Raw genomic sequence first — 25,655 nt, forward strand, 5'->3', positions numbered from 1 at the left:
GGACAGGCCACGACGGCTGCGATAACGACGCTACGGTCTTGCCCCGCTAGATCGCACGAGGCCTGACGTGCGCTGGCCATCCGGCTGAGCGCCCCCAGAGCGAGGAGGAACGGCTACCAGAAACTGTTGAGGTAAGGCACTTTTCGTCGGAAACCCCGTTAGAAACGGGAAAAGCCGGGCGGCAACCCGGCTCTCCGTCCGCCGCAAGTTCGCGGCGACCTCGTTCCCTTGGAACCTTTCCCAGATCCACTCAGGAGGAACTTTGTTCATTTCATCGTGTTCGCATGCGCATGTCAACGGCTGTGCCGGTGTGTCGCGGAGCATGTGCTGATGGGCCGCCACGGCGCCATGGCCTCCGCCGCCGACGACTGGGAGCCGGAGAAGCCGGTGTCCAAGGCCGGACACGACCGAGCCGACAGCCAACGCCACGTGCTCGCGCCGTTCCACCACGACATCGACGAAGAGCGCTATCGGGCCTTGGCGGGCCTCACCATCAGAGGCGTCGATCCGCGGTACCTGGTGCCCGCGCTGGAATCAGCCAAACGCCTGTGGTGCCGTCTGGGTGACTTCGCGCTGTCTACCGATCGGATTTCGGCGGCTCATCTAGCGCGGTACCTAGCGTTCGAGGCCGAACGGGTCGGCACCTTCGACTACCGAACAGCGTTGCGTCGGGCCAACGTCGACCGGCACCTCATGGACATCGCCACCCGGAAAACCAACCGGTCTATGCGCACCATCAGGTGGATTCTCTATGACGCCGGCCGACTCGTGCACCCCCGGGAGTACCCGGAGGCACGTACCTTGCCGGCCCCACGCTGCAAAAGAATCGACGCGGCCGCACAGCAGGACATTCGTCACTGGTACGCCCTGGCTCCGACCCTGCCGAAGTGGCTCCGACGACGCCTCACTCTCCTACTCGATCTCTGCTACGGCGCCGGCGCGCGGCCGCCCGACTTCAAGGTCTTGAGGGGCACATCCATCACGAGCGAGACCATCGAGGGTCGACCCATCGCGATCGTGCGTTTGCAGAACACAGCTGGCGGGACACGGCTCGTTCCGGTAACCGATCCCGACATCTCCCGCCGGCTGCTGACCCTTGCCCAGCGCAAGGGATCTGACTACCTGTTACCGGCCGCGAAGGGAGAAGTGGAGCGCAACGCGACCAACCGCATCGGTGAACAACTCCGCGCCCGCGGTCACCGCAGTATCAGCGCCGCCGCGCTTCGCAACCGTTGGATCCTCGACCTCGCCGACCGCGTCCCAGCAGCACTGCTTCTGCAACTCGCCGACGTGGTGGATGTTCAAGTCCTCGCCGACCAACGCACCCAACTCCCCACCTACGGCATCCATCGCGCGATCGCCCTCATGACGGAAAGCTGAACCATGATCACCGACTTCGAAAAGTCATACCGCCTGTCAGACAACCTCTTCCGTGAAGCCAAGGTCATCATCGAACGATCACACGCGGCGGAGATGATCGACGACTTCTTTGACCAGCATCGCGGAGCCGGGGGACAGGACTGCGCCGGAATCGCCTACACCATCTCTGCCGTCCTCGTCGCCGCCCTGGGGCTGTTGATGCTGGGGCGAACCCCGACTTACAAGGCCATCCAGCAGGCCATCGGCGACCTCACCCCGCGACAACTCGCCGAAGTCGGAATGGCAGGACAAGACACTTCCCGCATCTTCGCCGATCGCGCCGAGCAACGCCGCGAGCGGACACGCTTCGTTGCCTGGCTCAACCGCCGCCTCGCACCACTCGATCCCAGCCCCGACCAACCAGCACGACGAATCACCAACGCCGAACACCGCCGCATCATCGCCCACCGCAGCACCGAACAACGCACAGCGAGCGTAGAAGCCACCGAACGCCTGCGAACGGTCATGAATCGCATCGTCTTCGGGTCCATCGTCGATCCGCGGCCGCCCGAGGCCGTCGGTGACATCGTGGCCGACGAGACGATCTTCGACCTCGCCGGCCCTTCGCCTGGGTTGGGGATAAAACCCGACAAGCAGCGCGGAGCCGCATACTTCGGCAGCTACTACTCCCGAGACAAGCACTCCACCACCGTGAATCAAGACGCCAGCGGCGGTGGAAAGCGTGGCTTCGGCATCGGACTGACCGCCGTGATACGCGTTGGACCTCCGGAGCAGCTGCACGCAGTCGCGCCCGTCGTCATCGGGGTGGAGGTCCATCCGCCCACCTCCGGCAGCGTCGATGGACTCGACGTCGCGATCACTCACGCTAAACGCAATGGCCTCGACACGCGGCGTGCGGGACGGGCACGCCTGCCGCGTCTCACTACGGATATGGGCTACAACCCCAAAGACGGCTTCGCGCGCCTGATGCTCGACCACCAGTACGCCGCCGTCGTGCGGTACCCACAGAGCTGGACACTCACCGATACCGCGGCCAATCCACCCGGCGCCACCACAGAGGTCCCGCCGGGACCCATCCAGTTCGCTGGTTCGTTCTACTGTCCGGCCGCGGCCGACCTGCTCGGCCAACACCACATGCCCAAAACCCGCGACCTGCTGGCCGACAACGGATGGGAAGCTCACGACCGCCGCCTGGCCAGCGTTCTGCCCTTCCTGATGGGGCTGAACTCCCGGCCGCGGCTGAGCCGCCCACGAGGACGGCCACCCTTAGGGGTCGAACCGCGACTCGACGTGAAGGCGCAGTTTGTCTGCCCCGCTGTGCAGCTGCGCGTCCGATGCCCACTCAAACCGTCCTCGATGACACGCGCCGCCTTCGGCGCCCCGACGGCAGCGCCGACCTGGCAGGCAAGCGAACGGCAATGCTGCACCCAATCGATCGTCACAGTCACCTTGACACCCCGGCAGCTCAAGAAGGCCCAATGGGGACCGGTCGGCGCCAGTTGGGAGCACACGCTGTACTTCGAGGCAGCGCGCGCTCGAACAGAGCAGACATTCAGCATCCTCAAATCCGCCCACGTCACCAACCTCGTCGACCTCAAGTGGGGTCCCCGACGCGAACCCATGGTCAAGCTTCTGTTGGCGCTCGCCGTAGCCAGCACTAATCACCGCATCCAGAAGACCTACAGGTCACGCCAGGCTCGCGAAGAATCCATCGACGTCCGCCGACGCCAACTCCGCGACCACCTCGGACACGAACCCGCCAAGACTCCGCCCCTGACCTGACGAGACCCAACCGCAGCGGGCCGCGCGAACACCGCGTCGGCCCGCTGCGGCATGTCCGATGCGCCAGACAAATCCCGGTCAAAAATTACCTGTCAGGGGAAGATCGCCGACAGCGCCGTCTCCCGCGGCAGATCCGCGACCCTGCATCGGAGCTGATCTCGCACAAGAAGCCGCACCATGGCCTCGTCAACCGGCACCGCGGGGTCATCCACTTAGCGCTGCGTGCGCCGGATAAATCACTGGAGATTCCGCAAAAAACCGCTGGAACCGATTTCGCAACAGGGCTTCTGAACTGCAGGAACGTACCGCACACCGCGAGCGGTTCTACGAACTGCAGGCGCAAAGGTCACGAACTCGAAAGAGGGCGTGACCTCTGTGTTTTTGACTACTTCGCCCGCTTGCCGGGAGATCGACGGTCGAAGGGGATGTGCTCGCTTAAGTCCCCAAGTGGCTCCGTATTCCCGACGGCCGTCGGTGCCGATGTGCCTCAACGCGCCTTGCGAGGGCCTGGCTTGTGAGACACGAGTTGGATTACGTCGGCCCCAGAGTCATCGCGATCCAACAACACATCGCCGACCTTCGAGGTGCGGTACTGCCGCAACATGCGGCCGAGCTCCTCACCCGACAGTTCGGCAGTCGCGAGAAGTGCGGCAATCAGTTCCTTGCGATTGGTCCTCTCACCGGCCTCCGTGGCCCGCGCAAGTAGTGCGTCAATCCGCTGATCGAAAGGCAGCGGCAACCGCAGTCCAACCTGCTTGTCGCGACTGCGGATCACGGCTTCGTAAGGGTCGACTGGAATGTCGTCCATTTTCTGTCCTACCGCGGCGATACATTAGAAATATGTCTCGGATACATATGTCATTCCTTCTGGAATCGATACTGGCATGTGCACCGGGCACCGCGCTGACGCCCGTGACCACTGGCCTCTCCATCAGGCGCTACGCGACCTCGACGATTGGCTGAGTCAGGGTGCAGAAAATCGTTCGATGTAGAGGACGTCCGGGCTACCTGCGCTCCGCTTTGTGAAAGACCCTGACGTGGGGTGGCGTGCGAGCGGTATTACGCGAGCAATCTGGGAGCTCGTCAACGACGGGAAACTTCTCTGTGTTGAGGGTCCGAAGGGCGGGCAGCGGGCGCGGTTTGTACTCGCAGATGACTCCATGCCACATATCCGACGGGAACTTATGCAACTTGCGCCGGAATGTGCAGCCGCTCTTCAGCGCACCGCCCACCGATTCGCGCAGAACGCAACGTTTGCGTCGTGAACCGCTCGACGGGCGCGACGGTCGTCAGGTCTAAGGCGATCGGAAAGCTGCGAAATCCGACGCCACTCCTGGGCTTGGACTTTACGATGAAGGACGGTGAGCTCGGCGAGGCCAGCATCGGGGCCGGAACGAATAGTCCTTTCTTCGACGGCCAGAACCACTTTTGGTGCGGTAGGCGGCCAGAAGCCTTCGCGCCTTCCCGACGAGTCGGCTGGCAGCCAATCGATGAAGCTGATGCGTCCAAGCGCTCGTAACGCCGCAGCAGCAGAATTGGGCCGCCGGGCAACACTCCTCGACACCATCGCCAGCACGAGCCGCTCCAGACTTGTGGGAATCGTTGGTCCCAAACGGAGATACCGGTCAGCGACCGCCCGCAGGCCGCGGTCCAGAACGCCTTGTGATCTCGATATTATCTAGATCCGCGTAGTCCAGAGGCCCGCCGAACAACTCCAACAGCGTGAAACCCATGCTGTAGATGTCACCCGCTATGCCGTACCGTTCGCCGGCCAATTCGGGCGGGCGATAGAGCCGTGTGCCCCGTTCGCGTCGGCCTCGTTCAACTCGTCCATGCGAGCTGCATTGCCCAGATCACCCAGATAAGCAGCGCGGAAGTCCTCGTCGAGGACTACATTGCCCGGCTTGATATCTCGGGTCTGCTGGACGAATAGGTGACATCTGAGTTGGCTTGCCCAGTGTGGGCGGGCTGGAAGGATGTCCTTGTGCCCAGGCCTTACCCCCGTGAGTTCCGCGACGATGTCATCCGCGTTGCCCGCAACCGCGATGACGGTGTGACGATCGAGCAGATCGCCACCGATTTCGGTGTGCACCCGATGACGCTCCACAAGTGGATGCGCCAAGCCGATATCGACGAAGGCACCAAGTCCGGCAAGAGCACCAGCGATTCGGCAGAACTGCGGGACGCGCGGCGAAGGATCAAGTTGTTGGAGCAGGAAAACGAGGTCCTGCGCCGGGCGACCGCGTATTTATCGCAGGCCAATCTGCCGGGAAAAGGCTCTACCCGCTCGTAACTGAGCTCGCCGCCGACGGGATTCCCGTCGCGGTGACGTGCCGGGTACTCAAGCTCGCCCGCCGGCCCTGCTACCGCTGGCGCGCTGATTCCATCACCGACGCCGAGATCGCCGAGGCCTACCGCGCCAACGCCCTGTTCGACGCGCACAAAGACGACCCGGAGTTCGGCTACCGCTACCTGGTAGAAGAGGCCCGCGACGCCGGTGAGCCGATGGCCGAGCGTACCGCCCGGCGCATCTGCACCCAGAACCAGTGGTGGAGCGTCTTTGGCAAGAAGCGCGGCAAGAACGGTAAAGTCGGCCCGCCGGTGCACGATGATCTCGTAAAGCGCGACTTCACAGCAGATGTGCCAAATCAGTTGTGGCTCAGCGATATCACCGAACACCGCACCGGGGAGGGCAAGCTCTACGTGTGCGCGATCAAGGACGTGTTCTCCAATGGCATCGTCGGGTATTCGATCGACTCCAGGATGAAGTCCCGGTTGGCACGACCGCGCTCAGTAGTGCGGTGGCACGACGCGGTGGGGTGGCCGGATGCATTCTGCACAGCGACCGCGGCAGCCAATTTCGAAGCCGAAAGTTCTTTCACGCCTTGGGTCGCTACGACATGGTCGGCTCCATGGGCCGCGTCGGTGCGGCGGCGACAGTGCTGCCATGGAGAGCTTCTTCAGCCTCCTACGGAAGAACGTTCTGGACCGCCGCCGCTGGGCCACCCGCGAGGAGCTGAGGATCGCCATCGTCACCTGGATCGAACGGACCTACCACCGACGCCGACGCCAGGCCGGCCTCGGGCGCTTGACCCCAATCGAATACGAAGCAAGTATGACCACACCGGCCAGTCAGGCTGCGTGACCGCAACTGTCACCTGATCGTGCAGCAGACCCGTTGTCGTGGCGGCGGTACTGCCGCTCGATCGCCTGCTGCTCGGCAAGGACGTCGCGCAGCCGGTCGCGAATCGCGAAGCCATGCGTGAGCTTGTGGAACGCCGATTGTCCCAGCAACTCGACGTCGATGCTCTCCTCGGTCATCGGAGTCCGCTACCACCGGCGGTGTCGGGGTCATCGGCCCCGACCTGTTTGACGACCTCGATGATGCCGTGCAGTGCCTCGTCCTCGGTGGGTGCCAGCCAGGACAGTGAGGGGAATTCGGCGACCAGGCTCACGAATTCGTCGTCCTCCGGCGACCACTCGACCCGGTAGGCGTAGTCCGAGATGGCGGTGGCCTCGGCGGTCTGTGTGTGCCGCAGATGGTTGCGGACGGTGGTGGCGATGAACGCCGCCCGCTCCCGAAAGGCTCTGCCCATACCCGGGGGCGGTGATCGTGCCGCTGGCGATGAGGTCTCCCTTGGTGATGCCGGGCTGCTGCACGTGCAGCTCCAGTTCGATGTCCCAGTCCCCGCCCCGTTCGCGGAAGTAGAAGCTGTGCCCATCGACCGGGCCTTCCCACTGCTCGGGCACCCTGACCGCCGTGGCGGCCCACCACGACGTCCGGCTGATCGGCCAACCAGGCCTGCAGGGCGGCCTCGGCGGCCTGCAGGCGGCGTGGAGCCGCTGACCTTCCGGTGACCGCCGGAACTCGTCCATGTGCGCGAGAAACCCGTGGAACGTCTCTGCTGATCGCCACCGCCGGTTCCCGGCTGCGTTCTCCTTGTCATCGGGCATCAGCCAGTCACTTCTGCGGCGGGTCGAGCAGGGCGCGAGCGTCTTTGATCAACAGCAGCAGGTGCAGCGGGTCGGTCGGTGAGGGCTCGAAATCGAAGTGCGCGTAGAACGCTCGGGCCTGCTCGTGCAGCGCGTGTACCAGCAGTGCCCGCACCCCAATGATCTCCGCGGCGGCCACCGCGCGGGTGATCGCGTCACGCAGCAGCGCAGCGCCCAGACCCTGGCCCCGTTCCTTGCGGTCGATCGCCAGCCGCGACAACAGGATCACCGGCACCGGATCGGGCATGTTGCGCCGCACCCGCCCGGGTGTGCCGGCGCGCTCCACCGCCGCCGAGGCCAGCGCGTAGAACCCGACGACACGGCCATCCCTGCACGTCACGAAACACCGGGAGGCACCCTCGACGTGGTTGGCCAGGGCGCGTCCCCGCAGGTACTCATCCAGGGTGGGCTCGCCGCTGTCGAAGTCGGCGACCACATCGTGCTCGCTGATCGGTCGGGGCGCGCTGTAACCGCTCACTCGTCGAAGATCGAGGGCTCCGCGAACAACTTCTCCAGCCGCGGCTTCTGCGACACCGGCCGGTCCAGCACCGCCACGAACTCCGACCAGGCCGACGCATCAAGCATGAACAGCCGCCGATCGGCGAGCACCTCGCGGGCATGAGCCAACGTCGCAGTCACCGCGAAGTTGGTCAGATCCGTCCCCTCCACCTCGGCGGCACGACGAATCAGCGCGTCCTGCTCAGCAGTCAGGCGCACCGCGAACCGCTCCGTCTTCGTAGCCATGCCGTCCATTGTGTGCCTATCAGGCACACAATGCAACGGGGTATTGGTCACGACGCTGACCAGCATCGATGCACCGAGTACCTGTAAAACACGCTCTTACACACAGGAAGTTATGCCGGGGCCAGTTGGGTCGCGGTGGGACGGCCACGGTCGTCTCGTCGCTTTCAACCCTGTGAGGGGGAGGCATGCCTTCTATTCTGCTGATCTCGCTCAAAGCACCTGCAGGTGACAGTTTGACCTGACCGTGCAGCAGACTGCTCGATTTGGTGACTTAGATCGTTGAAGCGGCGCACCCCCTCGCTAATCTTGCCCAACTTTTTCGCCGAGCAAAGATCCGACCCCCTCCGCGGGAGGAAAGCAAATGGCGGCCGCGACCGCGAGCTGGTAGGAAAGGCCGCAGCGGTCGCGGCCGCGCAGATAGAATGGCACGAGGGCGGCAGCTGGAAACAGCGGCCATGGCCGCGTACCGGGGAGCGTGCATGCCAGCAACCAATGAGCTCTTGCTTACCGACGAACTCTCCTCCTATGGGCAGAAGCAGGCCAGTAGAGAAAGGGTCACTGAGGACGCATTTACCGGTCTCGTTCGGCTCAACATCGCAATCTTCGGCAAACTGCTTATACCCGACAGTGACTTGTTCAATGGCAGTGTGTTGCTCGAACTGTCGCCTAAGAAGCTGTTGGAAATGGCGGGGCACACCGCTGAGCGCCCGACTCTGGTTATCAGGACGAGGGCGCGTTCCATGCCAGAGACGCTTCGGCTGACGCTGACGGACGTCAATCAGAAGCGCTTCCACCCCCTCAGTCTGCGGCTTCTTGTCGACGATCAACTCGAGTCCAGTATCGCGCTTGCGCTAGCGCAAACTCATCTACCCAAGAAGCAAGACTTGACCAGGACAATGCGACGGCTATTCCGAGTGGCCCGCGAAATGGGGGCCACCGAAGATCAAATAGGCCGTATCGAGTCGGGATGGAATGTCTGGTCGAAATTTGACGACGAGTCCGTCCTTCGCACCTGGCCAAGTGTTCCATTCAACCTCGCACGAGAAATGACCGCCAACCCGCTATCTACCGAACAGTTCGCGACCGATGCCGGCCGCCGCGCCTATCAGCAAGTGGTTCGAGACACCGTCCAGCACAATCAAACTCGTTATGGCGCTCTGACCGCAGCCTTGAATGACCACACGCCTGCTTCCAACGATGCTGAGTTACTCAGGGCTTGGTATCACGACCGGCGGCAGCTTGCCTTGAAACATCAGCACGGTTCGATGCTGTCAGTGCGACCCAGCAATTACCTCGCCTTCATGAGGGCTACCTTTGGAACCGATAGCGGGTCTTATCCCGATGGAGTGCCGGTCGAGGAAGTCGCGCTCGATCCGAACGACGCCAGAGGGCTCGGCAGCGTCGCGTACAAGCTAGCGAACTTGGACCCAGATGAGTTTCGGAATCTGTATCAAAAGACCTCGACGAACAGGATCGACTGGCTGCACAAGCACAAGGTGTCCTCGCTTCGCCGGCTAGTGGAGCAGATCGGTGAGTCTCTTAGTGGCGCCGATGCCCCGAAAGGATGGGCCAACCGCAGCATGGAGATACTTCAGCAGTCCACCGCACCCATCGCCGGAGGTGGCGTCGGATCCGGTGTCGGCGCAGCGCTGTCGGAAGTCGTTCCCGATATCAGCGCTGCCCCGGGTGGGGTAGCGGGGGTTGTTCTCGTTGGCGGCGCGGTGGCAGCGCGCAAGGTTGGCATAAATGAAGGGTGGCTGAGCTCGTCCGCGGACCACAGGTCAGTGGTGCGGTGGGCACGCGAAACTCGCAGAGTCACATAACTCTCACTCGAAAAGAACCTCGGCAGAGGGGGTTACCGCGTGGGAACGGTCAGCTCATGACCCCCCACAACCCGCCGCAAGATCACCGCCGAACGCGATGAAGTCCACGGGACGTGGTGTCCGGCGTCGTCGTGTGATTCTTCGAGATGATGGTTCAGGCCCGAGAACATCGACCTGCGGACTGTGCTGGGCTTGGGCTACGACAGGCCGGCGCTCCTGATCAGGCCCGACTGGTACACAACTCTGCTGACCGCAACCTATGAGAGCGGTTTCAGTCCGGACAGTCCGGCAGTCCGGGCGGCAATTAATCCGGTCAGTTCCTCGGCATACGCGAGGTGTTGACGCAACTTGTCGGTACTTTCCTGTGCTTTGGCGTGGCACTGATGCAGGTAGCGCGCCGCGGCGGCTCGCCGATCTTCGGTCTCCTCGACCTTGTTGAGGGTGTCCAGCGAGGCCAGCAGATCCCGCATCTCGGCGAGCGAAAACCCAAGCGGTTTCATCCGACGGATCACCAGTAGCCGGTCGACGTCTGACTCGGTGTAGAGCCGGAATCCGCCGGCCGAGCGGGCTGACGGGGTCACCAAGCCCACCTCGTCGTAGTGACGCACGGTATTGATGGACAACTCGGTGCGTGCGGCGACCTGCCCGATCTGCATGTGGCCCCCGCTCAATGCCCTCCTCCGAGCTTGCCGGAGAGCCGGTCGTGGCGGTCCGCGGAATCGGTGTTGAGACCGACGATCTCAACGTGTTTGCCCCGCGCCCGGTACTTGGTGGTCACCGCGTCGAGGGCGGCGACGGTGGAGGCGTCCCAGATGTGAGAACCGGACATGTCGATCACGATATGGGCGGGATCGTCGGTGTAGTTGAACTGGTACACCAGGTCATTGCTGGAGGCGAAGAACAATTCACCGGTGACGCGGTAGACGACGGTATCGGGGGTGCCGTCGTGCTCATCGTCGGATTCGGCGATCTTCTCCACGGTCACGAGGTGGGCGACGCGCCGGGCAAAGAGCACCATCGCCGTCAGGGAGCCAACGATGACACCGTAGGCGAGGTTGTGCGTCGCGACCGTGACTGCGACGGTGGCGAGCATGACCAGGGTTTCGCTGCGCGGCATCCGGCGCAGGGTTGACGGGGTGATGCTGTGCCAGTCCATGGTGCCGACCGACACCATGATCATGACGGCAACCAGGGCGGCCATCGGGATGAGTGCCACAATGTCGCCGAGCCCGACGACCAAGGCCAGCAGGAAGATCCCGGCCAAGAAGGTGGAGATGCGGGTGCGGGCGCCGGAGACTTTGACGTTGATCATGGTTTGGCCGATCATGGCGCAGCCGCCCATGCCGCCGAAGAAGCCAGTGACCACGTTGGCCACACCCTGGCCCCAGCCTTCGCGGGTTTTATTGCTGTGGGTGTCGGTGATGTCATCAACCAATTTGGCGGTCATCAACGATTCCAGCAGGCCCACCAGGGCCATTGCCAGGGCGTAGGGAGCGATGATCGTCAAGGTTTCCCAGGTGAACGGCACGTCGGGGAAAAACAGGCTTGGCAGGCTCGACGGCAATTCACCCTCGTCGCCGACGTTGGGAATGCGGACGGAGAAAACGATCGCCGCGGCGGTCAGCAGCACAATGGCCACCAAGGGCGCTGGAACGATGGTGGTCAGTTTCGGCAAGAACACCATGATCACCAGGCCGACGGCCACGAACGGATACACCAGCGCAGGCACCCCCAGCAGGTGGGGCAGCTGAGAGGTGAAGATCAGGATGGCCAGGGCGTTGACGAAGCCGACCATCACGCTGCGCGGGATGAACCGCATTAACCGGGCGACTCCCAGAACGCTGAGCACGATCTGGAAGACGCCGGCAAGCAGGACCGCGGCGACGAAGTAGTCGAGTCCGTACTGACGGGCCAACGGTGCGATGACCAGGGCGATGGCGCCAGTGGCCGCCGAAATCATGGCGGGGCGACCGCCAACGATGGCGATGGTCACCGCCATCGTGAAGGAGGCGAAAAGACCGACGCGTGGGTCAACTCCGGCGATGATCGAAAACGAGATGGCCTCCGGGATCAGGGCCAGCGCGACGACCAGGCCGGCGAGCACCTCGGTCTTGAGGCGCTGCGGGGACCGCAGTGCGGCCATCACGGAAGTGCTGGGATCCCCTGCCTGCCGCACCGCAGAATTGGACGAAATAGGTTGAGAAGACACTCGTTTCCGTTCAGTGTGCAGGGCACCGCGGTGCCAGCGATCATCAGGGAGGCGGCCGCGTCGATGCGGCCGAAGCGCGAACTCCGGCACCGCAGGGTGCAAGGTCGTCGGCCACAGCCGACAGCAAAGCTACTCTCACCCGAGGTTAGAGTGCGAATCCAGTGATCCGCGCCACCGTCGCCGAGGGCCCTCGTCTTCTGAGCGTGAGGCCAGACAGTCCCGAATGTGGTCGCTTGGAATCCGGTGGGGTCCACGTGTCCGACCCCACCGGATTCTCTTGAGCGACTTAGCAGCCGGGGATCTCGATGACGGGCGAGCCCGGCTTGCGGGCGTGCCGCGTCATCGCTAGGCCCGTCACACCCTGAAAACGGGCTACCCACCGGTCACTGCCGTCGAACCTCGGGCTGAATGCAGAACGGCCATGGACGGCGCGGCTATTGTCCAGCACGATGACGCTGCCTCGCTGCAGGACAACGCAGCTCCGGATGGCCACCCAAATTTCTTTGATCAGGTCGAGTGCCCGTTGGTGGTCGGGGCTTTCGCTGTACATCAGGTCCTCGTCATACGTTATGACCGGGTCGTCGGTGGGGCCGGTCAGCACCGCGATTGGGCCGCGGATCGTGTCTGGAACACCACCGGTGACGAACGATTGATCAACGCGGGTGAGGAACCGCGCTTCGTAGAGCAATTCCACTGCCCAGCTGGGCAAGTGCCTTTGCAGCGTACGAGCTGACATCACGTAGGTGATGGCGTGCGGGTCCCCACGCAGGCATCCGAGGGCGATGAAGTCGGGTCGCGTGAGCAGGTTGAATGCCTGTTCGGTGTGGCATTCCAAGCAGACACCCCAACCTGTCGAGGTTTGCATTCGCCTGGCGGCCCGGGTCGGCACCAGGCATTGGCAGATACGACCCCAGGACTCGGCACGGTAGCTCACTAGGTGAGCGAGCACCGACAAGATCAGCGAGGTGCTTTTAGCCATCTCCGTCGGGTGGGTGACGTCGTTATCAGGGTTCTCCGGGGTCGCACCGACGGCACCGACCTCGAGGCCGCACACCAAGAACGCGCCGTCGCCGACGCGTTCAAAGTCGATCAAAGACCGTCGAAGTTTGATCGGCAGCTGCGCGCTGAGAAGGCGCGCCTGCCGGACGGCGCCCTCGGGGTCCTCGAGATGATGACGTCCGTCGACACCGGGGACGCATGGGCCATGCAGGCTTTCATGGCACAGCGTTTGCAGAACTGGGATCCAGTACTGTCTTCGCTGGTGCTCGGCAACATCGACGATCCTGTGCTTCATCCCATCTACGCCCTACCCAGCACTCATCGCTGGGAGCGGCTACCCGGCGTGACGTTGATAGGCGATGCTGCGCACCTGATGTCGCCGTTCGCCGGCGAGGGTGCCAACCTCGCCCTGTTCGACGGCGCGGCGCTGGCCGCGGAGATCGTCGCGCACCCCGCCGACATCGAGAAAGCAGTGACTGCCTACGAGGACGCACTCTTCCCGCGCAGCGCCGAGGTCGCCCAGCGCAGCGCGCACAACCTGCGGCAGTTCTTCGGTCCCGACACACCGCGCAGTACCGTCAACCTGTTCGCGCACCTGCTCTCGTAGACCAAGAGGCCGGGCCACCGAGAACACGGCATGAATGAGGCGTCGGTCGCCCTCGAGACCTCCAGTTATGCGATCTGCCCTCGGACAGCCCCGCTTGCAAACCTTTCTCAAGAAGCAGTCCTACACCGCGGGGCATTCCATCGGCTCGTGGATCCGAATAGCACAGCCCCGCAGCCTCTTCCGATTGCGGATCTTGCATCTCGCGTTGGTCACCCCCGTCCAGGCGACGCTGACCGGCAGAGCACCGATGGTGTTCGGCTGGTCCACCACGATCAATATCGGCCCGCGGGTGGCTAATTGCTGGAAGACCGCCCTCAGTTTGGCCTCGTTGTTTGGCAAGGCCTTGTCGTACAGCCGGCGTCCTGCAGCGTCGAGGCCGACAGCGTGGAGCTCGCCTTTGCCGACATCGATCCCGCAATAGACTGTGAATCCCTCTTCCATGCCAGTGATGTTCCTCGTCTCAGGTCGGTCCGGTCACCGATCTGGCATCGACGCCAGCACCCACGTTACGAAGAGACCTACCTGCGGCCCTGTCCCTATCAGCGGTCCGTCGATGTCGCCAGCTCCGGCGACACCACCCCCCGGATCATTGGAAAGACAGGGGCGAGAGGTCATACCGGAACTGGCGACCGGAGCCCTGGTATCAGGGCCATGAAAAGGTAACGGGCTGTTCACCGGCCAACGCGTCCACACACCATCGGCCGTCGACCCACGGCCGACACCAATGTGATGAACCGCCGAGACGCTGTTGCGCGCCGGTTTGGCGGCCGCCCTTGACTTGGAGTGCGCTCCAAGTCTTACCGTTGGGGTGTGACGTCAACCGGGCATGCCGCAGACTCCACCGCGTCTATCGCGGTTGATGGTTCGGCTCTGACCATCGCGGAAGTGGCCGAGCTGACTGGCCTATCTAAAGACACGTTGCGCTACTACGAAAAGGCCGGGCTTGTGGCGGCCGTCGATCGATCCAGCGGCGGGCAACGGCGTTACGCAGCAGCCGATCTCGCCTGGCTGCAGTTTCTGCTTCGGCTGCGCGCTACCGGGATGTCGATCGCCGACATGCGGCTTTTCGCTGAGTTGCGCCGGGGTGGCGAGGCCACCGTGGGCCAGCGGCTGGAAATGCTGGAACGGCACCACCGCGACGTGCACGCCCACATCGATCAACTACGCAGCCACCTCGCCGCACTCGACGCGAAGATCACCCACTACCGCCATCAACTGGCGGCAAAAGAAAACTCGGAAGGTCAACACCTATGATCAGCGCCGCTACCAGCATGAACCCTCTTTCAGCGCAGTCGCGCTATGAACAGGGCTTGGCGGTGCTGTCCGCTGTCGATGGCGAGGCCGGGCACCGAGTCGTGGAATCCCTGTCCGATATAGCTCCCGACCTCGCCGAGCACATCGTGAGCTACGGCTTCGCTGATGTCTACGCCCGCCCCGGCCTGGTGCCGGCACAGCGCCAGCTGGTCACCCTGGGCATGCTGACCGCGCTGGGAGGCTGCGAGCCGCAGCTGACGGTTCATGTCAACGCCGCACTCAACGTGGGTCTCAGCCCCACCGAAATTGTGGAAGCCATCATCCACTCCGCGGTGTACTGCGGTTTCCCGAAGGCGCTCAACGCCATCTTCGTGGTCAAGCAGGTCTTCGCCGACCGCGGCATCAGCCTCAGCCAGGAGCCGCCTGACGTCGAAGACCCCACCATCCTCGATCCCGAACACCACCGCGTGCTGCTCACCAACGACCATGTGACCGTTCGGCACATCAACTACGGTCCTCACGAATCCTCTGTAATGCACGACTACGACGATTGCGTTGTTCTCTGGCTCACTGACGGGCAACTGAGCTTTGAATTACCCGATGGAACCGTGGAACAGACCGAAGGGAACGCCCACGACGTCCGATGGATACCCGGCGGACGTCACCGCCCCCACAACCTCAGCAGCCAACCTTTCGCCGCCATCGCCGTTGATCTCAAACAGCCCCACACGCGTTAAGACAGGGCAAGGAGACCGCTGCTGAGCTGACGGGATCTGTGCTGCCGCCATTCTCTGAACAGGAGACTTAACTTCCGGTGGCGTTTGGGTCGACGGCGGCGAGGACGTGTCGAACTATGGCTTCGTCACCTTCGATGGCGACCATTCCACGGACCTGATCGAGACTGAGCATGCCCGCTGCGAGCCCAAGCACTATTTGGGCGCCGGCGCGGATGATGGCATCGAGTTCTCGGCCGTCATGGGGCCGTACTTTGATCCCCGCTCTGTGGGCATGGACTTGGATGACGCCGCCATCAACGGCTACCCCGATGGTCGCTGGCCACCTGGCGGGGGCCCGGCCCGCGAAGAGAGCAGGGAGGGCAATGAGCAACCATTCGGAACGGAAGCGGTCGCCTCCTGGCCCGCGGACCATCAGTGGTGTCGACCAACGGACGAGACCTTCGATGGGGCCCCGCAGGTCGGCGCCCCACTGCGTGAGGCCATACACGATGTGCCCATCGTCGTCGCTGAGACGGCGTTCGATCACGCCAGCTGCTTCCAGGTCGCGGAGCCGGTCTGCGAGCAGGTTCGTCGCGATGCCAGGAAGGCCCTCGGCGAGCTGTCGGTAGCGCGCTGGAGCGACCAGGAGCTGACGAACGATCAGTAGATTCCAGCGGTCGCCGATGACATCGAGTGCCCTGGCCAGTCCGCAATATTGACCGTAGCTCCGACTCATCCCCACCATCCACTTGATAATTTAAACTGCACTTGCTTATATCAAGCATAGACGAGGGAGGGGTGCGGATGACTGTGACCGAGAGGCCCGGCTGGGTCGACGACACGTTGTTCCCGTTCGAAAGCCGCTTCGTTGAGGTGGACGGCAACGTCGTGCACTACATCGACGAAGGCTCGGGCCCGATCCTGCTGATGTTGCACAGCAATCCCGTCTGGTCCTTCGTCTATCGCGATGTCATCACCGCGCTGCGAGGCCAATTCCGGTGTATCGCCATGGACTTTCCAGGATTCGGTCTGTCGACCGCAGCGCCGGACTATCGGTACCACGCCGATGAACACGCGCAGCTCCTTGTGGCGTTCCTCGATCACCTGAACCTCACGGAGCTGACGCTGGTTGCCCACGGTTGGGGCGGCCCGCTCGGTCTCTACGCCGCGGAGCAGCGGCCAGGCCTGTTCGCCGGGCTCGTCCTGACCAACACGTGGGCATGGCCGCTCAATGGTGACGTATTCAGCGAACTTGCCTCCCGGGGTATGGGGGGAAACCCCGTTGGCCGGGCACTGATGGGGCGATTCAATCCGCTGGTCAACTTCTTCATTCCCGCTGCGCATAAGCGGCGGAAAGTGACGGGCGCTGAAATGGCGCACTACCGTCGCACGACATCGACACCCGAACAACGCCGTGCCTCTGCAACGCAACCAGGTGACCTCGTTGGTGCTCGCCGATTCTTCGTCGAACTCGTTGAGCACCTGGGGCCAGTCGCGGCCCTGCCGACCCTGATCGTCTGGGGTGACTCGGATCCCATCTTCACCGATAAGTACCGCACACGTTTGGAACGGACTTTCCCCAATCATTCGACGAGGACGCTTCACCGTGTCGGTCACTACCCCATGTCCGACGCACCTGACGAGTTCGCGTCGGCCATCCGCAACTGGCATCCGCAGAGCAGAGCGCTCCACACTCCCGAGTCATAGGACCTGCGAGGCGGGATGCGAGCCGTGCAACGTGGCTAGATCCGAGACTTCCCGTGGTCAAGTCCAGGGACGTGGTGTACGACGTTGTCGTGTGATTCTTCGTCGTGATGGGTCAGGCGGTCAGCGCCGCCGGGGTGTCCTCCTGTTCTGTCGGGGTGTCATTGACAGCGCGTGATTTGCTCAGCACGTCGAGGCCGAGGTAGCGCCGAGACTCGGCCCATTCGTCGTGTTGTTCGGCCAGCACGGCGCCGACGAGGCGAATCAGGGCGTTGCGGTCGGGGAAGATCCCGACGACATCGGTGCGTCGGCGGATCTCCTTGTTGAGCCGCTCCTGGGGGTTGTTGGACCAGATTTGGCGCCAGATCTGCTTGGGGAACGCGGTGAACGCCAGCAGATCCGCTCGCGCCGCTTCCAAGTGCTCGGCGGTCTTAGGCAGCTTGCCCTCCAACGCATCGATGACCCGGTCGTATTGGGCGGCAACCGATTCTGCGTCGGGCTGATCGAACACCGAGTGCAGCAGGGTCTTGACCCACGGCCACGACGCCTTGGGCGTGACGGCCATGAGATTGGTCGTGTAGTGGGTGCGGCAGCGCTGCCACGATGCACCGGGAAGGGTCGCGCCGATCGCGGCGACCAACCCGGCGTGCGCGTCGCTGGTGACCAGCTTGACCCCCGAGAGGCCGCGGGCGGTCAGCGACCGCAGGAACGTCAACCAGCCGGCACCGTCCTCGGCGGTGGTGACGTCGACCCCGAGGATTTCGCGGTACCCGTCGGCGTTGACCCCGGTGGCGATCAGAGCGTGGACGTTGACCACCCGGCCGCCTTCGCGGACCTTGAGCACCAGGGCATCGGCGGCCATGAACGTGTACGCGCCGGCATCCAAGGGCCGGGTGCGAAACGCCTCCACGGCCGCGTCGAGCTCCTTGGCCATCACCGACACCTGCGACTTCGACAAACTAGTGATGCCCAGCGTTTCCACCAGCTTGTCCATCCGCCGCGTGGACACCCCCAGCAGATAGCAGGTGGCCACCACGGTCGTCAGGGCCCGCTCCGCGCGTTTACGGCGCTCCAACAGCCAGTCAGGAAAATAGGAGCCCTGGCGCAGCTTGGGGATCGCCAGATCCAGACTGCCTGCGCGGGTGTCGAACTGGCGGTGCCGATAGCCGTTGCGGGAGTTAGTGCGCTCGCTGCTGCGCTGACCGTAGCCCGCGCCGCACAGCGCGTCGGCCTCGGCGCCCATCAGCGTGTGAATGAACGTGGCCAGTAGCTCGCGCAGCACGTCAGGGCTGGTGGTGGTGAGTCGATCCGCCAACACGGCGGGCCAGTCGATATCGTGGGCAGTGGTCATCGCGTCGATTCCTTTGCTCGAGTGACTTTCGCGGGTCTCTCGAAGAATCACGCGATGACCTTCAATCATTGGGCTACGACACGCCGGGCATCCTGATCAGGCCCAACTCGTACACCATCTTCATGGACGCAACCCTTCCCGTTCCAGACAGGTGACTTAGGCGCATTGACCGACTGTCGGAGCTTGCCTGCCGTTGGGCTCGTCAGTGCGGCGTCCCAACGACTGGGGATCTCCTGGGATCGGCAGCCGGTGGGTTCAACAACGCGGCCGCACGGGAGCACCATCTCACCGTGTATGCCGAGATCCGGGCGCTGAGTCCGCGCCAGCCACATCGATGGTCTCAGCACCCTTTTGTAGCTGGGTCCGCTTCTTTCGCACCTCCGTTGAACACACTGCCGCCACGGTTGGCAAGTTATCGACTGCTGCGGTCCGTGCACTTGTGCGTTCAAGTTCTATTGGCGGGCAACACTGTTCATGTCTCAACCACAGCGAATGAGGTCTCGGCAGTACCTGTCCCGTCTCGCCGCAGAATTGGAGTAGCGCACTACTGCATACACCGCCTACGACAGAGTGTCACACTCGCGCCACAGGAGGGTTGCCGGTGGTGCCGGCGGCGCGGCCAAAGGAGGGCTGTCATGAAAGCCGGACACTACGTGGGCCGCATTGGTGAGTTGGCCGCAATTCTCGGCGTTGGCGCAGTCCTGTCGCTCGCCGCGCCGGCGGCGTGGGCGGACGAAGTATCGGCGGACTCTGATGGCGCAAGGCGCGACACGACCTCGGCAACATCCGATTCCGTCGACCAGGACTCAGAGCAGGACGAGTCGGAGAGGACGGCCACCACAAAGAGTGGTAAAGACACCGAGCCCGACTCCGCGGACTCCGACGATGACGCGGGCACCGAAACCGTCGACATCGAGTCGGCCGCGACAGCCGACGAGGCACGACCCGAAGACGCACCTGAGGATCCCGAGGATGACGTCAACCCGCCGATCGACTGGGTAGTGGCCGCCGCGGCACGTCGTGAGCTCGGCTTCGACCCTGCGCCAGCCGAGGTCGAGAACCACCCTCCGTCGATCACCGACGTCAACGTCGGTCCCGCTTCCAGCGGCACGGGCTCTGTTCGGGGCAAGGTCGTCGCCGACGACGGAGATGGCGACAGCCTCCGATTCGCCGCGACCTCGACCGCCAACGGCACCGTTTCGATGAACTCATTCACCGGAACCTTCCGCTATCGCCCGACCGCCGCCGCTCGCCATGCCGCGGCGGCCGTGACCCACCCCGTCACCCAGGACACGATCGTTGTGACCGTCGACGACCGCAACGGCGGCATCGTCTCACAGACGGTGACCGTCCCCATTGCTCCCAGGAATCGCGTCCCCATCCTCTTCACGTCGACTCGTTCACCGGATTCGAGCACGGGAACGGTGATAGGCCGGCTCAGTGCCATCGACTTCGATCGCGACATCCTCGAATACAGAGCTCCGACAACGACATCGAAGGGTTCGATCACGTTCGATCCTGCCAGCAGGACAATCGTCTACACACCGACAGAAGAAGCCCGACGGCAGGCTGGTGCACCCGGAGCACCGGCGTCCGCCAAAAAGGATACGTTCACCGTCACGATCTCCGACGGCCACGGCGGCGTGACGACGAAAACGGTCACTGTGCGGATCTCACCGACGGCCGGACCGGTCGCCCGCACCGGAGTCTCCATGGTCGGTCAGGTCACCGTACCCGGCTACGCGGAAGGCCACGGGTACAGCGCCGCCGGCACACATTCGGTAATCGTCAGCGACGCCACCGACTTCGATTCCTTCGTCACGACCACCAAGGTGATCGTCGTCGACAACGCGACGGCACGACAGGTCGGAGGCACGCTTACCCTCGCTGGCATCCCTTCGGGTCCACCGTCGTTCAATGCGAGTCGTACCCGCGCGGTCGTACAGACCCACATCGGCGGCGAGGTTCGGATTGCGATGATCAATGCGACCACCGGTACCCAGATCGGTTCGACTCTTCTCTACACCGGCGATCCACCGTCGTTGAGCCCGTTTGGTGATCGGGTCGCCATCACGTCCGTGACCGCAGGGAGCTCGGGGGTATCGGTACGCATCATCGACACCAGCACGGGGGCGCAGATCGGCCCCACCGCCGCACTCGACCTTCCGGCTTCAGCGCCCCGCAAGATCACGTGGAACCCGGCCGGGACTCGCGTGTTGGTCGCGGCGCAGGCCGGTGACTGGGATGCCGGATTCACCACCTACGCCCAAGTGATCGACGCCAGCACGGGTGCAGCCAATGCCGACGTCTTGGAGATCGAAGGGGGATGGTCGTCCGGACCGCTGTTCAACGCCGCCGGCACCCAGGCCTTGGTGATCACCGCCGGCTTCGACTCGGCTGATCTGGCCGTCACGCGAGTGGCCGGTATCGACATGACGACGGGCGAACAGATCGGCGCCATGGTGACGATGTCAGGTGCGCTCGACTCGGTACTGCAGACTGCCGACGGTGACCGCGCGATCATCATCGTCCGCCCTGACAGCAAAGCGCCGCAACCGAATTCGTCATCGCTCGCGGTGATCAACATTGCCACCGGCAGCCGCATCGGAACAGCCGTGGCACTGTCCGGGACAGCGAGTGCCGCGGCGTTGAACGCCCCGACCACCCGCGCGATAGTCACTCATGAAGATCTCCCGGGCGGCAAGACCGCTGTGACGGTCATCGACACCGCGACCGGCGTCCAGGTCGGTAGTACGGTCATCCTCAACGGTCGCCTCGTCGGCACAGTTTCGAACTTTGTGACCGTCGATGGCGCTTACGCGTTGGTGGCCACGAATACCGGCGATGCAGCGATTGTGAACACCCTGACGGGTGCTCGGACATTTCTCGCGGTCCCGGGTGAAGTGCGGAACTTCCAACTGTCCAGCGCTGATGGCGGGCGCGCCGTCATCACAACACGAGACGAGGTGAACGATTCGGTCTCGGTGGTGGTGGTCAACATGGCTACAGGGGCGCAGATCGGCAACACGGTCGGGGTCGACGGAGACACCTACGCTCCGCTGCTGCTCAGCACCGACCGAGCTTTGATCACCACCTATGACAACGACATGTGGACCGGCGCCGAACGCACCAGGATCGTGTCGATCGACACCGGGACCGGAAAGGCGGTCAGCAGTACCCTCACCATGACCGGAGCTCTGTACGGGAAACAGCTGCTCAGTCCTACCGGGAGCCGCGCCCTGCTCACCGTGTCGGTGTGGAATCCGTTGACCTACAGCGCGACGACCAAGTTGTGCGTGTTCGACGTGACCACCGGGAAGCAGGTGGGCACTGCGATATCCGTCTCCGGCGAGGTCTCCGTACCGCCGACGTTCAGTCCCGACGGAAGCCGGGTGGTGCTCACAACGGCCAACCCTGTTCCGTTCACCGGTAAGAGCACCGGACGGGTGGTGGTGCTGCGCGTAATATAGTCATGGTGGGCTGTGGGTGATCGTCGGCATCCGCGCGGCTGGGTCGCAGCCTTGATTCTTGCCTGATCGGCAAACCTCATTGCCCGTCAACCGCCACAGACTCCATCCTCGCAGGGTGACCGCTTCCGCCAACCCGTTCGACGACCCCCACCACGTCGCCATGTACGCGCAGCGCGCCCAACAGATGGTCCCCGCCTATCAGGACATCCACCGAATGGCAGCCGTGCTCATCGACGAACGCACGCCCGCGGACGGGCGGATCCTCGTCCTTGGCGCAGGCGGGGGATTGGAAACGAAGACCTTCGCCGAAAGCCACCCGGACTGGACCTTCGACGCCGTCGATCCGGCCCAGGCCATGCTGGATCTTGCGGCGAACACCCTGGGTCCCTACGTCGAACGGGTCCGGATGCACCACGGCTACATCGACCAGGCGCCCCGCGGCCCATACGACGCCGCGACGAGTCTGTTGACACTGCACTTCCTGGGACCCGACGACAGGCGTGACACCGCGGCGCAGGTGCGACGGCGACTGAAGCCCGGCGCACCGTTCGTCGTCATGCACTTGAGCTTTCCGCAAAGCGACGACGCCGAACGGCAACAGTGGATCCAGCGCCACGTCACCTACCTCGTCGCCAACGGTATCGACCCCGACGACGCAGGCAAAGCGCGCGAAGCGATCTCAGAGACGGTGCCGGTCCTGACTCCTGAACAGGATTGCGCCATTCTGCAGGACGCCGGCTTCTCCGATATCACCGAGTTCTTCTCGACGTTCACCTTTCGCGGCTGGGTGTGCTACGCATAGCAATCCTGCGCCATCACACCAGAGCAGAAGCGCCTCGACGATCGCCGCCGAACCGCGTCGAGGATCAGAGCACCCCGCCGAGCCAGTCTCGGGCGTCGATCATCATCTCGATCGTCTGGCTGTGAGCCATGTCGTAGGCATGGTGGCGCACATTCCATCCGCCGGCTTCCAGCGCGGCAATCGCCTCACGGGGTTGATCGGGACTGATGACGGGATCGCGGGTACCCCACTGGAACAGCACTGGGCGGCCGTCACCGCCGACCAAGTCCACATCGAGCCCCAGCCTGCCCGGCAGACCGCAACACATGGCCCACACACCTCCGTATCGAGGCCCGCCCGGCTTGCAGGCGAGCGCGAGCGCAAGGTAGCCGCCCTGGCTGAACCCACCGAGAATGCACCGTTCCGGCGGGATGCCGGCCTTGTCCGCCTCCTCGGCGACGAACGACTCGAGCATTGTCAGCGACGGTTGCACGCCCGACAGGTCGGGTTCGAACGTATCGAGATCCATCGGCCACCAACCGGCACCATCGCCGTCGGGCATGGTCAGCGGGCCGCGCGGAGCAATGGCGGTGAATCGCTCGTTGGGGTCCACGAGCGGGACGTAGGAGGCGAGGTGATGCTGCTCGGCGGTATAGCCGTGCATGAGAAACAGCAGACGGTCAATTCCGCCGCGCTCGATCCGATACTGAGTCAGTGGCATGGGTCAAGTCTCGCATGGTGAATCGCCGTGGGGTTGGCAAGCAGCGTGGTCACAGGTTCTCGACGCGGACGGGCTCGATGTGCTCGCCTTCGGGCAGCGGAAACCCGAATACCTGGGCGTAAAAAGACAATTCGGAGTCGAGGGCACGACGGATGTTCGCCGCCTGGCGGAACCCGTGCTGCTCACCCTCGAACGCGACATAGGCCACGGGTACTCCCTTGACGCGCAAAGCGTCGACGATCATCTCGGCCTGGTTGGGCGGCACGATCTCGTCCTCGAGACCCTGTAACACGATGAGCGGGCGGTCGAAGCCGTCGACGTGGTGTATGGGTGAGCGGTCGATGTAGAGATCGCGCCGGGCGGGGTACGGCCCGATCAGGCCGTCGAGGTAGCGGCTCTCGAACTTGTGGGTCTCGGTCGCGAGTGCTTCGAGGTCGGCGACGCCGAAATGGCTTGCGCCGGCAGCGAAGGTGTCGCGGAAAGCGAGCGCCGCGAGCGTCGTATAGCCACCTGCCGACCCGCCCCGGATACAGAGCCGGGACGGATCGACGCGTCCCTGCGCGGCCAGCCACCGAGCGGCCGCCTCGCAATCGTCGATGTCGACGACGCCCCACTGGTCGCGAAGCTGATTGCGGTAGCTGCGGCCGTACCCGGTGGAGCCACCGTAGTTGACGTCCACCACTGCGAAGCCCCGGCTTGTCCAGTACTGCGTGCCGAGTTGCAACATCGGCCGCGCCGCACTGGTAGGGCCGCCGTGGATCAGCACGAGCAGCGGCGGCAGCTCACCATCCCCGACAACCACGTCGGGATTGGTAGGTGGGTAGAACAACGCGTGCGCGGTGCGACCGTTGCCGGACGGAAACGAGATCGACTCGGGCACCGAAAACCACGTCGTGTCAATGCCGAGATCCCGTGGAGGGCGCAGTGTCTCGATTCCGGTGACGACCCCGTCGGCGTCCACTGTCATCGACACCACGGCAGCCTCGGCGGTGGCCGATCCGCCGACGAAGACGACCCGATCGCCCTCGGCCTGGACCGAGGCGACCGCCGTGTAGGGCGTATCGAGGTCAACCACGCGGCCGTCATCGAGGCGGACCGCCAAGTGGTCGATTCCGTCGCGGGAGAAGGCCAGTACGGTGCGCCCACCCGTCAAGAAGGCGTAGCGCGACTGGCCGAAAGTCCATTGCGGAAGCCCGATCTCGGCGTCCAGCGTAACCATGGGCAGGACCTGGTCGGTGTCGGGCCGCCATCGGTAGAGGTTCCACCAGTCCGACCGATCGGAGACGAACCACAGCGAACCGTCATCGGCCCAACGCGGAGCGCTCACCGACTCTCCAGCACCTGTGCCACCGGGTCCGAAGTCGGGCTTACCCGCCACGATCTGGGGGTCGCCCAAAATCGGACCGGCGGCGGAGATCGTCAGGTCCGCCACACACAGCTGCGTGCCGTCCCAGGGCATATCGGGATGCGACCACTGCAGCCAGCACAGCCGCTCTCCATCGCATGAGATGCGGGGATCGGACACGAAGTCAGGACCTGTCACCACCGCGCGCGGCGAGAACTCGCCGGTCGCGTCGAGCACGACGATCTCGTTGACGACCTCGGCAGGCCCGCTACCTGCGGGGTGGCGCTCGCGCACCACCAGCGCCCATCGCCGGTCTGCCGTGATGCACCCGTCGGCCCAACGGTCGCTACGCGGCACGTCGGGTTCGGGGGAGACCGGAACCGGAACTGATCCCGCGGTGACCGTGTACAGCCGCTGATCCGCCCAGTTGGTAAACCACACGGTCTCACCCACCACCCACCAGGCGCCGCCGCCGTATTCGTGGACGGCGGTGCGCGCGTTGACCCCGTCGGGCAACAGGTCTACGACGCGACCGTCACCGGTCCGCCGTACCAGCTGGGTACGCCCACCCTCTTCGGGACGCTGCTCCGACCAGACCACCGCGTCGCCATGCAGGCTTACCCCGCCGAGTCCGGCGGCGGCCCGAACGACCAGTTCCGAGGTAATCGGGGTCGCCCAGGAGCCGAAGGTCGTCGTCATCGCAGAATTCAAGGCTGCTCCGGTTCGCCTGCCGCAACGACCGCGCCGCGGCCATCGCATACGTGAGGGTTGGACAC

Annotated in this window: 20 protein-coding genes and 3 pseudogenes; 10 read left to right on the forward strand and 13 right to left on the reverse strand. The window is 64.0% G+C overall.

Annotated features, from left to right (window positions below; genetic code table 11):
- The first annotated feature begins 330 nt into the window (after window positions 1–330).
- Window positions 331–1,380: a hypothetical protein gene (locus ACNUDN_RS00380; protein ID WP_419120103.1), complete on the forward strand. Its 1,050-nt coding sequence runs from the start codon at window positions 331–333 to the stop codon at window positions 1,378–1,380.
- 3 nt (window positions 1,381–1,383) lie between these two features.
- The gene (locus tag ACNUDN_RS00385) at window positions 1,384–3,162 is read left to right on the forward strand and encodes a hypothetical protein (protein ID WP_419120104.1); all 1,779 of its coding nucleotides are present in this window, start codon (window positions 1,384–1,386) and stop codon (window positions 3,160–3,162) included.
- Between the two features lie 487 nt (window positions 3,163–3,649).
- On the opposite strand, the gene ACNUDN_RS00390 is transcribed toward ACNUDN_RS00385, so the two are convergent.
- A complete protein-coding gene (locus ACNUDN_RS00390) occupies window positions 3,650–3,970 on the reverse strand; it encodes a hypothetical protein (RefSeq protein WP_419120105.1) in 321 nt (106 codons plus the stop codon).
- A gap of 1,176 nt (window positions 3,971–5,146) precedes the next feature.
- Between ACNUDN_RS00390 and ACNUDN_RS00395 the strand changes: the two are divergent.
- Window positions 5,147–6,307: pseudogene (locus ACNUDN_RS00395) on the forward strand (IS3 family transposase).
- Here ACNUDN_RS00395 and ACNUDN_RS00400 read toward each other — a convergent pair.
- From ACNUDN_RS00400 to ACNUDN_RS00415, 4 genes and pseudogenes are all read right to left on the reverse strand, one after another.
- Window positions 6,295–6,483, reverse strand: coding sequence for a hypothetical protein (locus ACNUDN_RS00400; RefSeq protein WP_419120106.1), 189 nt, complete (start codon window positions 6,481–6,483; stop codon window positions 6,295–6,297). The pseudogene ACNUDN_RS00395 and the gene ACNUDN_RS00400 sit on opposite strands and share 13 nt — an antisense overlap.
- Window positions 6,480–6,758 (reverse strand): hypothetical protein, encoded by a 279-nt coding sequence (locus tag ACNUDN_RS00405; RefSeq protein ID WP_419120107.1) that lies wholly within the window; start codon window positions 6,756–6,758, stop codon window positions 6,480–6,482. Before ACNUDN_RS00405 ends, ACNUDN_RS00400 begins: the two co-directional genes overlap by 4 nt.
- A gap of 365 nt (window positions 6,759–7,123) precedes the next feature.
- Window positions 7,124–7,633 (reverse strand): GNAT family N-acetyltransferase, encoded by a 510-nt coding sequence (locus ACNUDN_RS00410; protein ID WP_419120108.1) that lies wholly within the window; start codon window positions 7,631–7,633, stop codon window positions 7,124–7,126.
- Window positions 7,630–7,983: pseudogene (locus tag ACNUDN_RS00415) on the reverse strand (type II toxin-antitoxin system TacA family antitoxin); the annotation flags it as partial. The pseudogene ACNUDN_RS00415 and the gene ACNUDN_RS00410, both read right to left, overlap by 4 nt.
- 395 nt (window positions 7,984–8,378) lie before the next feature.
- Here ACNUDN_RS00415 and ACNUDN_RS00420 point away from each other — a divergent pair.
- Complete coding sequence (locus ACNUDN_RS00420) at window positions 8,379–9,722, forward strand: hypothetical protein (RefSeq protein WP_419120109.1); 1,344 nt, start codon at window positions 8,379–8,381, stop codon at window positions 9,720–9,722.
- Between the two features lie 257 nt (window positions 9,723–9,979).
- Here the strand turns inward: ACNUDN_RS00420 and ACNUDN_RS00425 are convergent, their stop codons facing one another.
- From ACNUDN_RS00425 to ACNUDN_RS00435, 3 genes are all read right to left on the reverse strand, one after another.
- Complete coding sequence (locus ACNUDN_RS00425) at window positions 9,980–10,378, reverse strand: MerR family transcriptional regulator (protein ID WP_419124950.1); 399 nt, start codon at window positions 10,376–10,378, stop codon at window positions 9,980–9,982.
- Between the two features lie 11 nt (window positions 10,379–10,389).
- Window positions 10,390–11,931, reverse strand: a complete 1,542-nt coding sequence (locus ACNUDN_RS00430; protein WP_419120110.1) for a SulP family inorganic anion transporter — start codon at window positions 11,929–11,931, stop codon at window positions 10,390–10,392.
- A gap of 286 nt (window positions 11,932–12,217) precedes the next feature.
- Window positions 12,218–13,024 (reverse strand): TauD/TfdA family dioxygenase, encoded by an 807-nt coding sequence (locus ACNUDN_RS00435; protein ID WP_431959133.1) that lies wholly within the window; start codon window positions 13,022–13,024, stop codon window positions 12,218–12,220.
- A 75-nt stretch (window positions 13,025–13,099) separates the two neighbouring features.
- On the opposite strand from ACNUDN_RS00435, the gene ACNUDN_RS00440 reads away from it, so the two are divergent.
- A complete protein-coding gene (locus ACNUDN_RS00440) occupies window positions 13,100–13,537 on the forward strand; it encodes an FAD-dependent oxidoreductase (RefSeq protein WP_431959135.1) in 438 nt (145 codons plus the stop codon).
- 222 nt (window positions 13,538–13,759) lie between these two features.
- On the opposite strand, the pseudogene ACNUDN_RS00445 reads toward ACNUDN_RS00440, so the two are convergent.
- A pseudogene (locus ACNUDN_RS00445) lies at window positions 13,760–13,978 on the reverse strand (IS110 family transposase); the annotation flags it as partial.
- Window positions 13,979–14,347: 369 nt separating this feature from the next.
- Here ACNUDN_RS00445 and ACNUDN_RS00450 point away from each other — a divergent pair.
- Both ACNUDN_RS00450 and ACNUDN_RS00455 read left to right on the forward strand, forming a co-directional pair.
- Window positions 14,348–14,791, forward strand: a complete 444-nt coding sequence (locus tag ACNUDN_RS00450; protein WP_419120113.1) for a MerR family transcriptional regulator — start codon at window positions 14,348–14,350, stop codon at window positions 14,789–14,791.
- A gap of 17 nt (window positions 14,792–14,808) precedes the next feature.
- Window positions 14,809–15,528: a carboxymuconolactone decarboxylase family protein gene (locus tag ACNUDN_RS00455; protein ID WP_419120114.1), complete on the forward strand. Its 720-nt coding sequence runs from the start codon at window positions 14,809–14,811 to the stop codon at window positions 15,526–15,528.
- 67 nt (window positions 15,529–15,595) lie between these two features.
- Here the strand turns inward: ACNUDN_RS00455 and ACNUDN_RS00460 are convergent, their stop codons facing one another.
- Window positions 15,596–16,252 carry a winged helix-turn-helix transcriptional regulator gene (locus ACNUDN_RS00460; protein WP_419120115.1) on the reverse strand — a complete coding sequence of 219 codons (657 nt, stop codon included), beginning with the start codon at window positions 16,250–16,252 and terminating at the stop codon, window positions 15,596–15,598.
- Window positions 16,253–16,350: 98 nt separating this feature from the next.
- Here ACNUDN_RS00460 and ACNUDN_RS00465 point away from each other — a divergent pair, with 98 nt between their 5' ends.
- Window positions 16,351–17,214, forward strand: a complete 864-nt coding sequence (locus tag ACNUDN_RS00465) for an alpha/beta fold hydrolase (RefSeq protein ID WP_419120116.1) — start codon at window positions 16,351–16,353, stop codon at window positions 17,212–17,214.
- A gap of 112 nt (window positions 17,215–17,326) precedes the next feature.
- On the opposite strand, the gene ACNUDN_RS00470 is transcribed toward ACNUDN_RS00465, so the two are convergent.
- Window positions 17,327–18,562 carry an IS256 family transposase gene (locus ACNUDN_RS00470; protein ID WP_041801085.1) on the reverse strand — a complete coding sequence of 412 codons (1,236 nt, stop codon included), beginning with the start codon at window positions 18,560–18,562 and terminating at the stop codon, window positions 17,327–17,329.
- 635 nt (window positions 18,563–19,197) lie between these two features.
- Between ACNUDN_RS00470 and ACNUDN_RS00475 the strand changes: the two genes are divergently transcribed.
- Together ACNUDN_RS00475 and ACNUDN_RS00480 are read left to right on the forward strand one after the other, a co-directional pair.
- Complete coding sequence (locus tag ACNUDN_RS00475) at window positions 19,198–22,032, forward strand: Ig-like domain-containing protein (protein WP_419120117.1); 2,835 nt, start codon at window positions 19,198–19,200, stop codon at window positions 22,030–22,032.
- A gap of 115 nt (window positions 22,033–22,147) precedes the next feature.
- Window positions 22,148–22,834: a class I SAM-dependent methyltransferase gene (locus ACNUDN_RS00480; RefSeq protein ID WP_419120118.1), complete on the forward strand. Its 687-nt coding sequence runs from the start codon at window positions 22,148–22,150 to the stop codon at window positions 22,832–22,834.
- A gap of 64 nt (window positions 22,835–22,898) precedes the next feature.
- Here the strand turns inward: ACNUDN_RS00480 and ACNUDN_RS00485 are convergent, their stop codons facing one another.
- Both ACNUDN_RS00485 and ACNUDN_RS00490 read right to left on the reverse strand, forming a co-directional pair.
- The gene (locus ACNUDN_RS00485) at window positions 22,899–23,534 is read right to left on the reverse strand and encodes an alpha/beta hydrolase (RefSeq protein WP_419120119.1); all 636 of its coding nucleotides are present in this window, start codon (window positions 23,532–23,534) and stop codon (window positions 22,899–22,901) included.
- 49 nt (window positions 23,535–23,583) lie between these two features.
- On the reverse strand, window positions 23,584–25,578 hold the full coding sequence (locus ACNUDN_RS00490; RefSeq protein WP_419120120.1) for a S9 family peptidase: 1,995 nt from the start codon (window positions 25,576–25,578) through the stop codon (window positions 23,584–23,586).
- Window positions 25,579–25,655 lie beyond the last annotated feature (77 nt).

The sequence above is a fragment of the Mycobacterium sp. smrl_JER01 genome (assembly GCF_048513595.2).
Taxonomy (GTDB): domain Bacteria; phylum Actinomycetota; class Actinomycetes; order Mycobacteriales; family Mycobacteriaceae; genus Mycobacterium.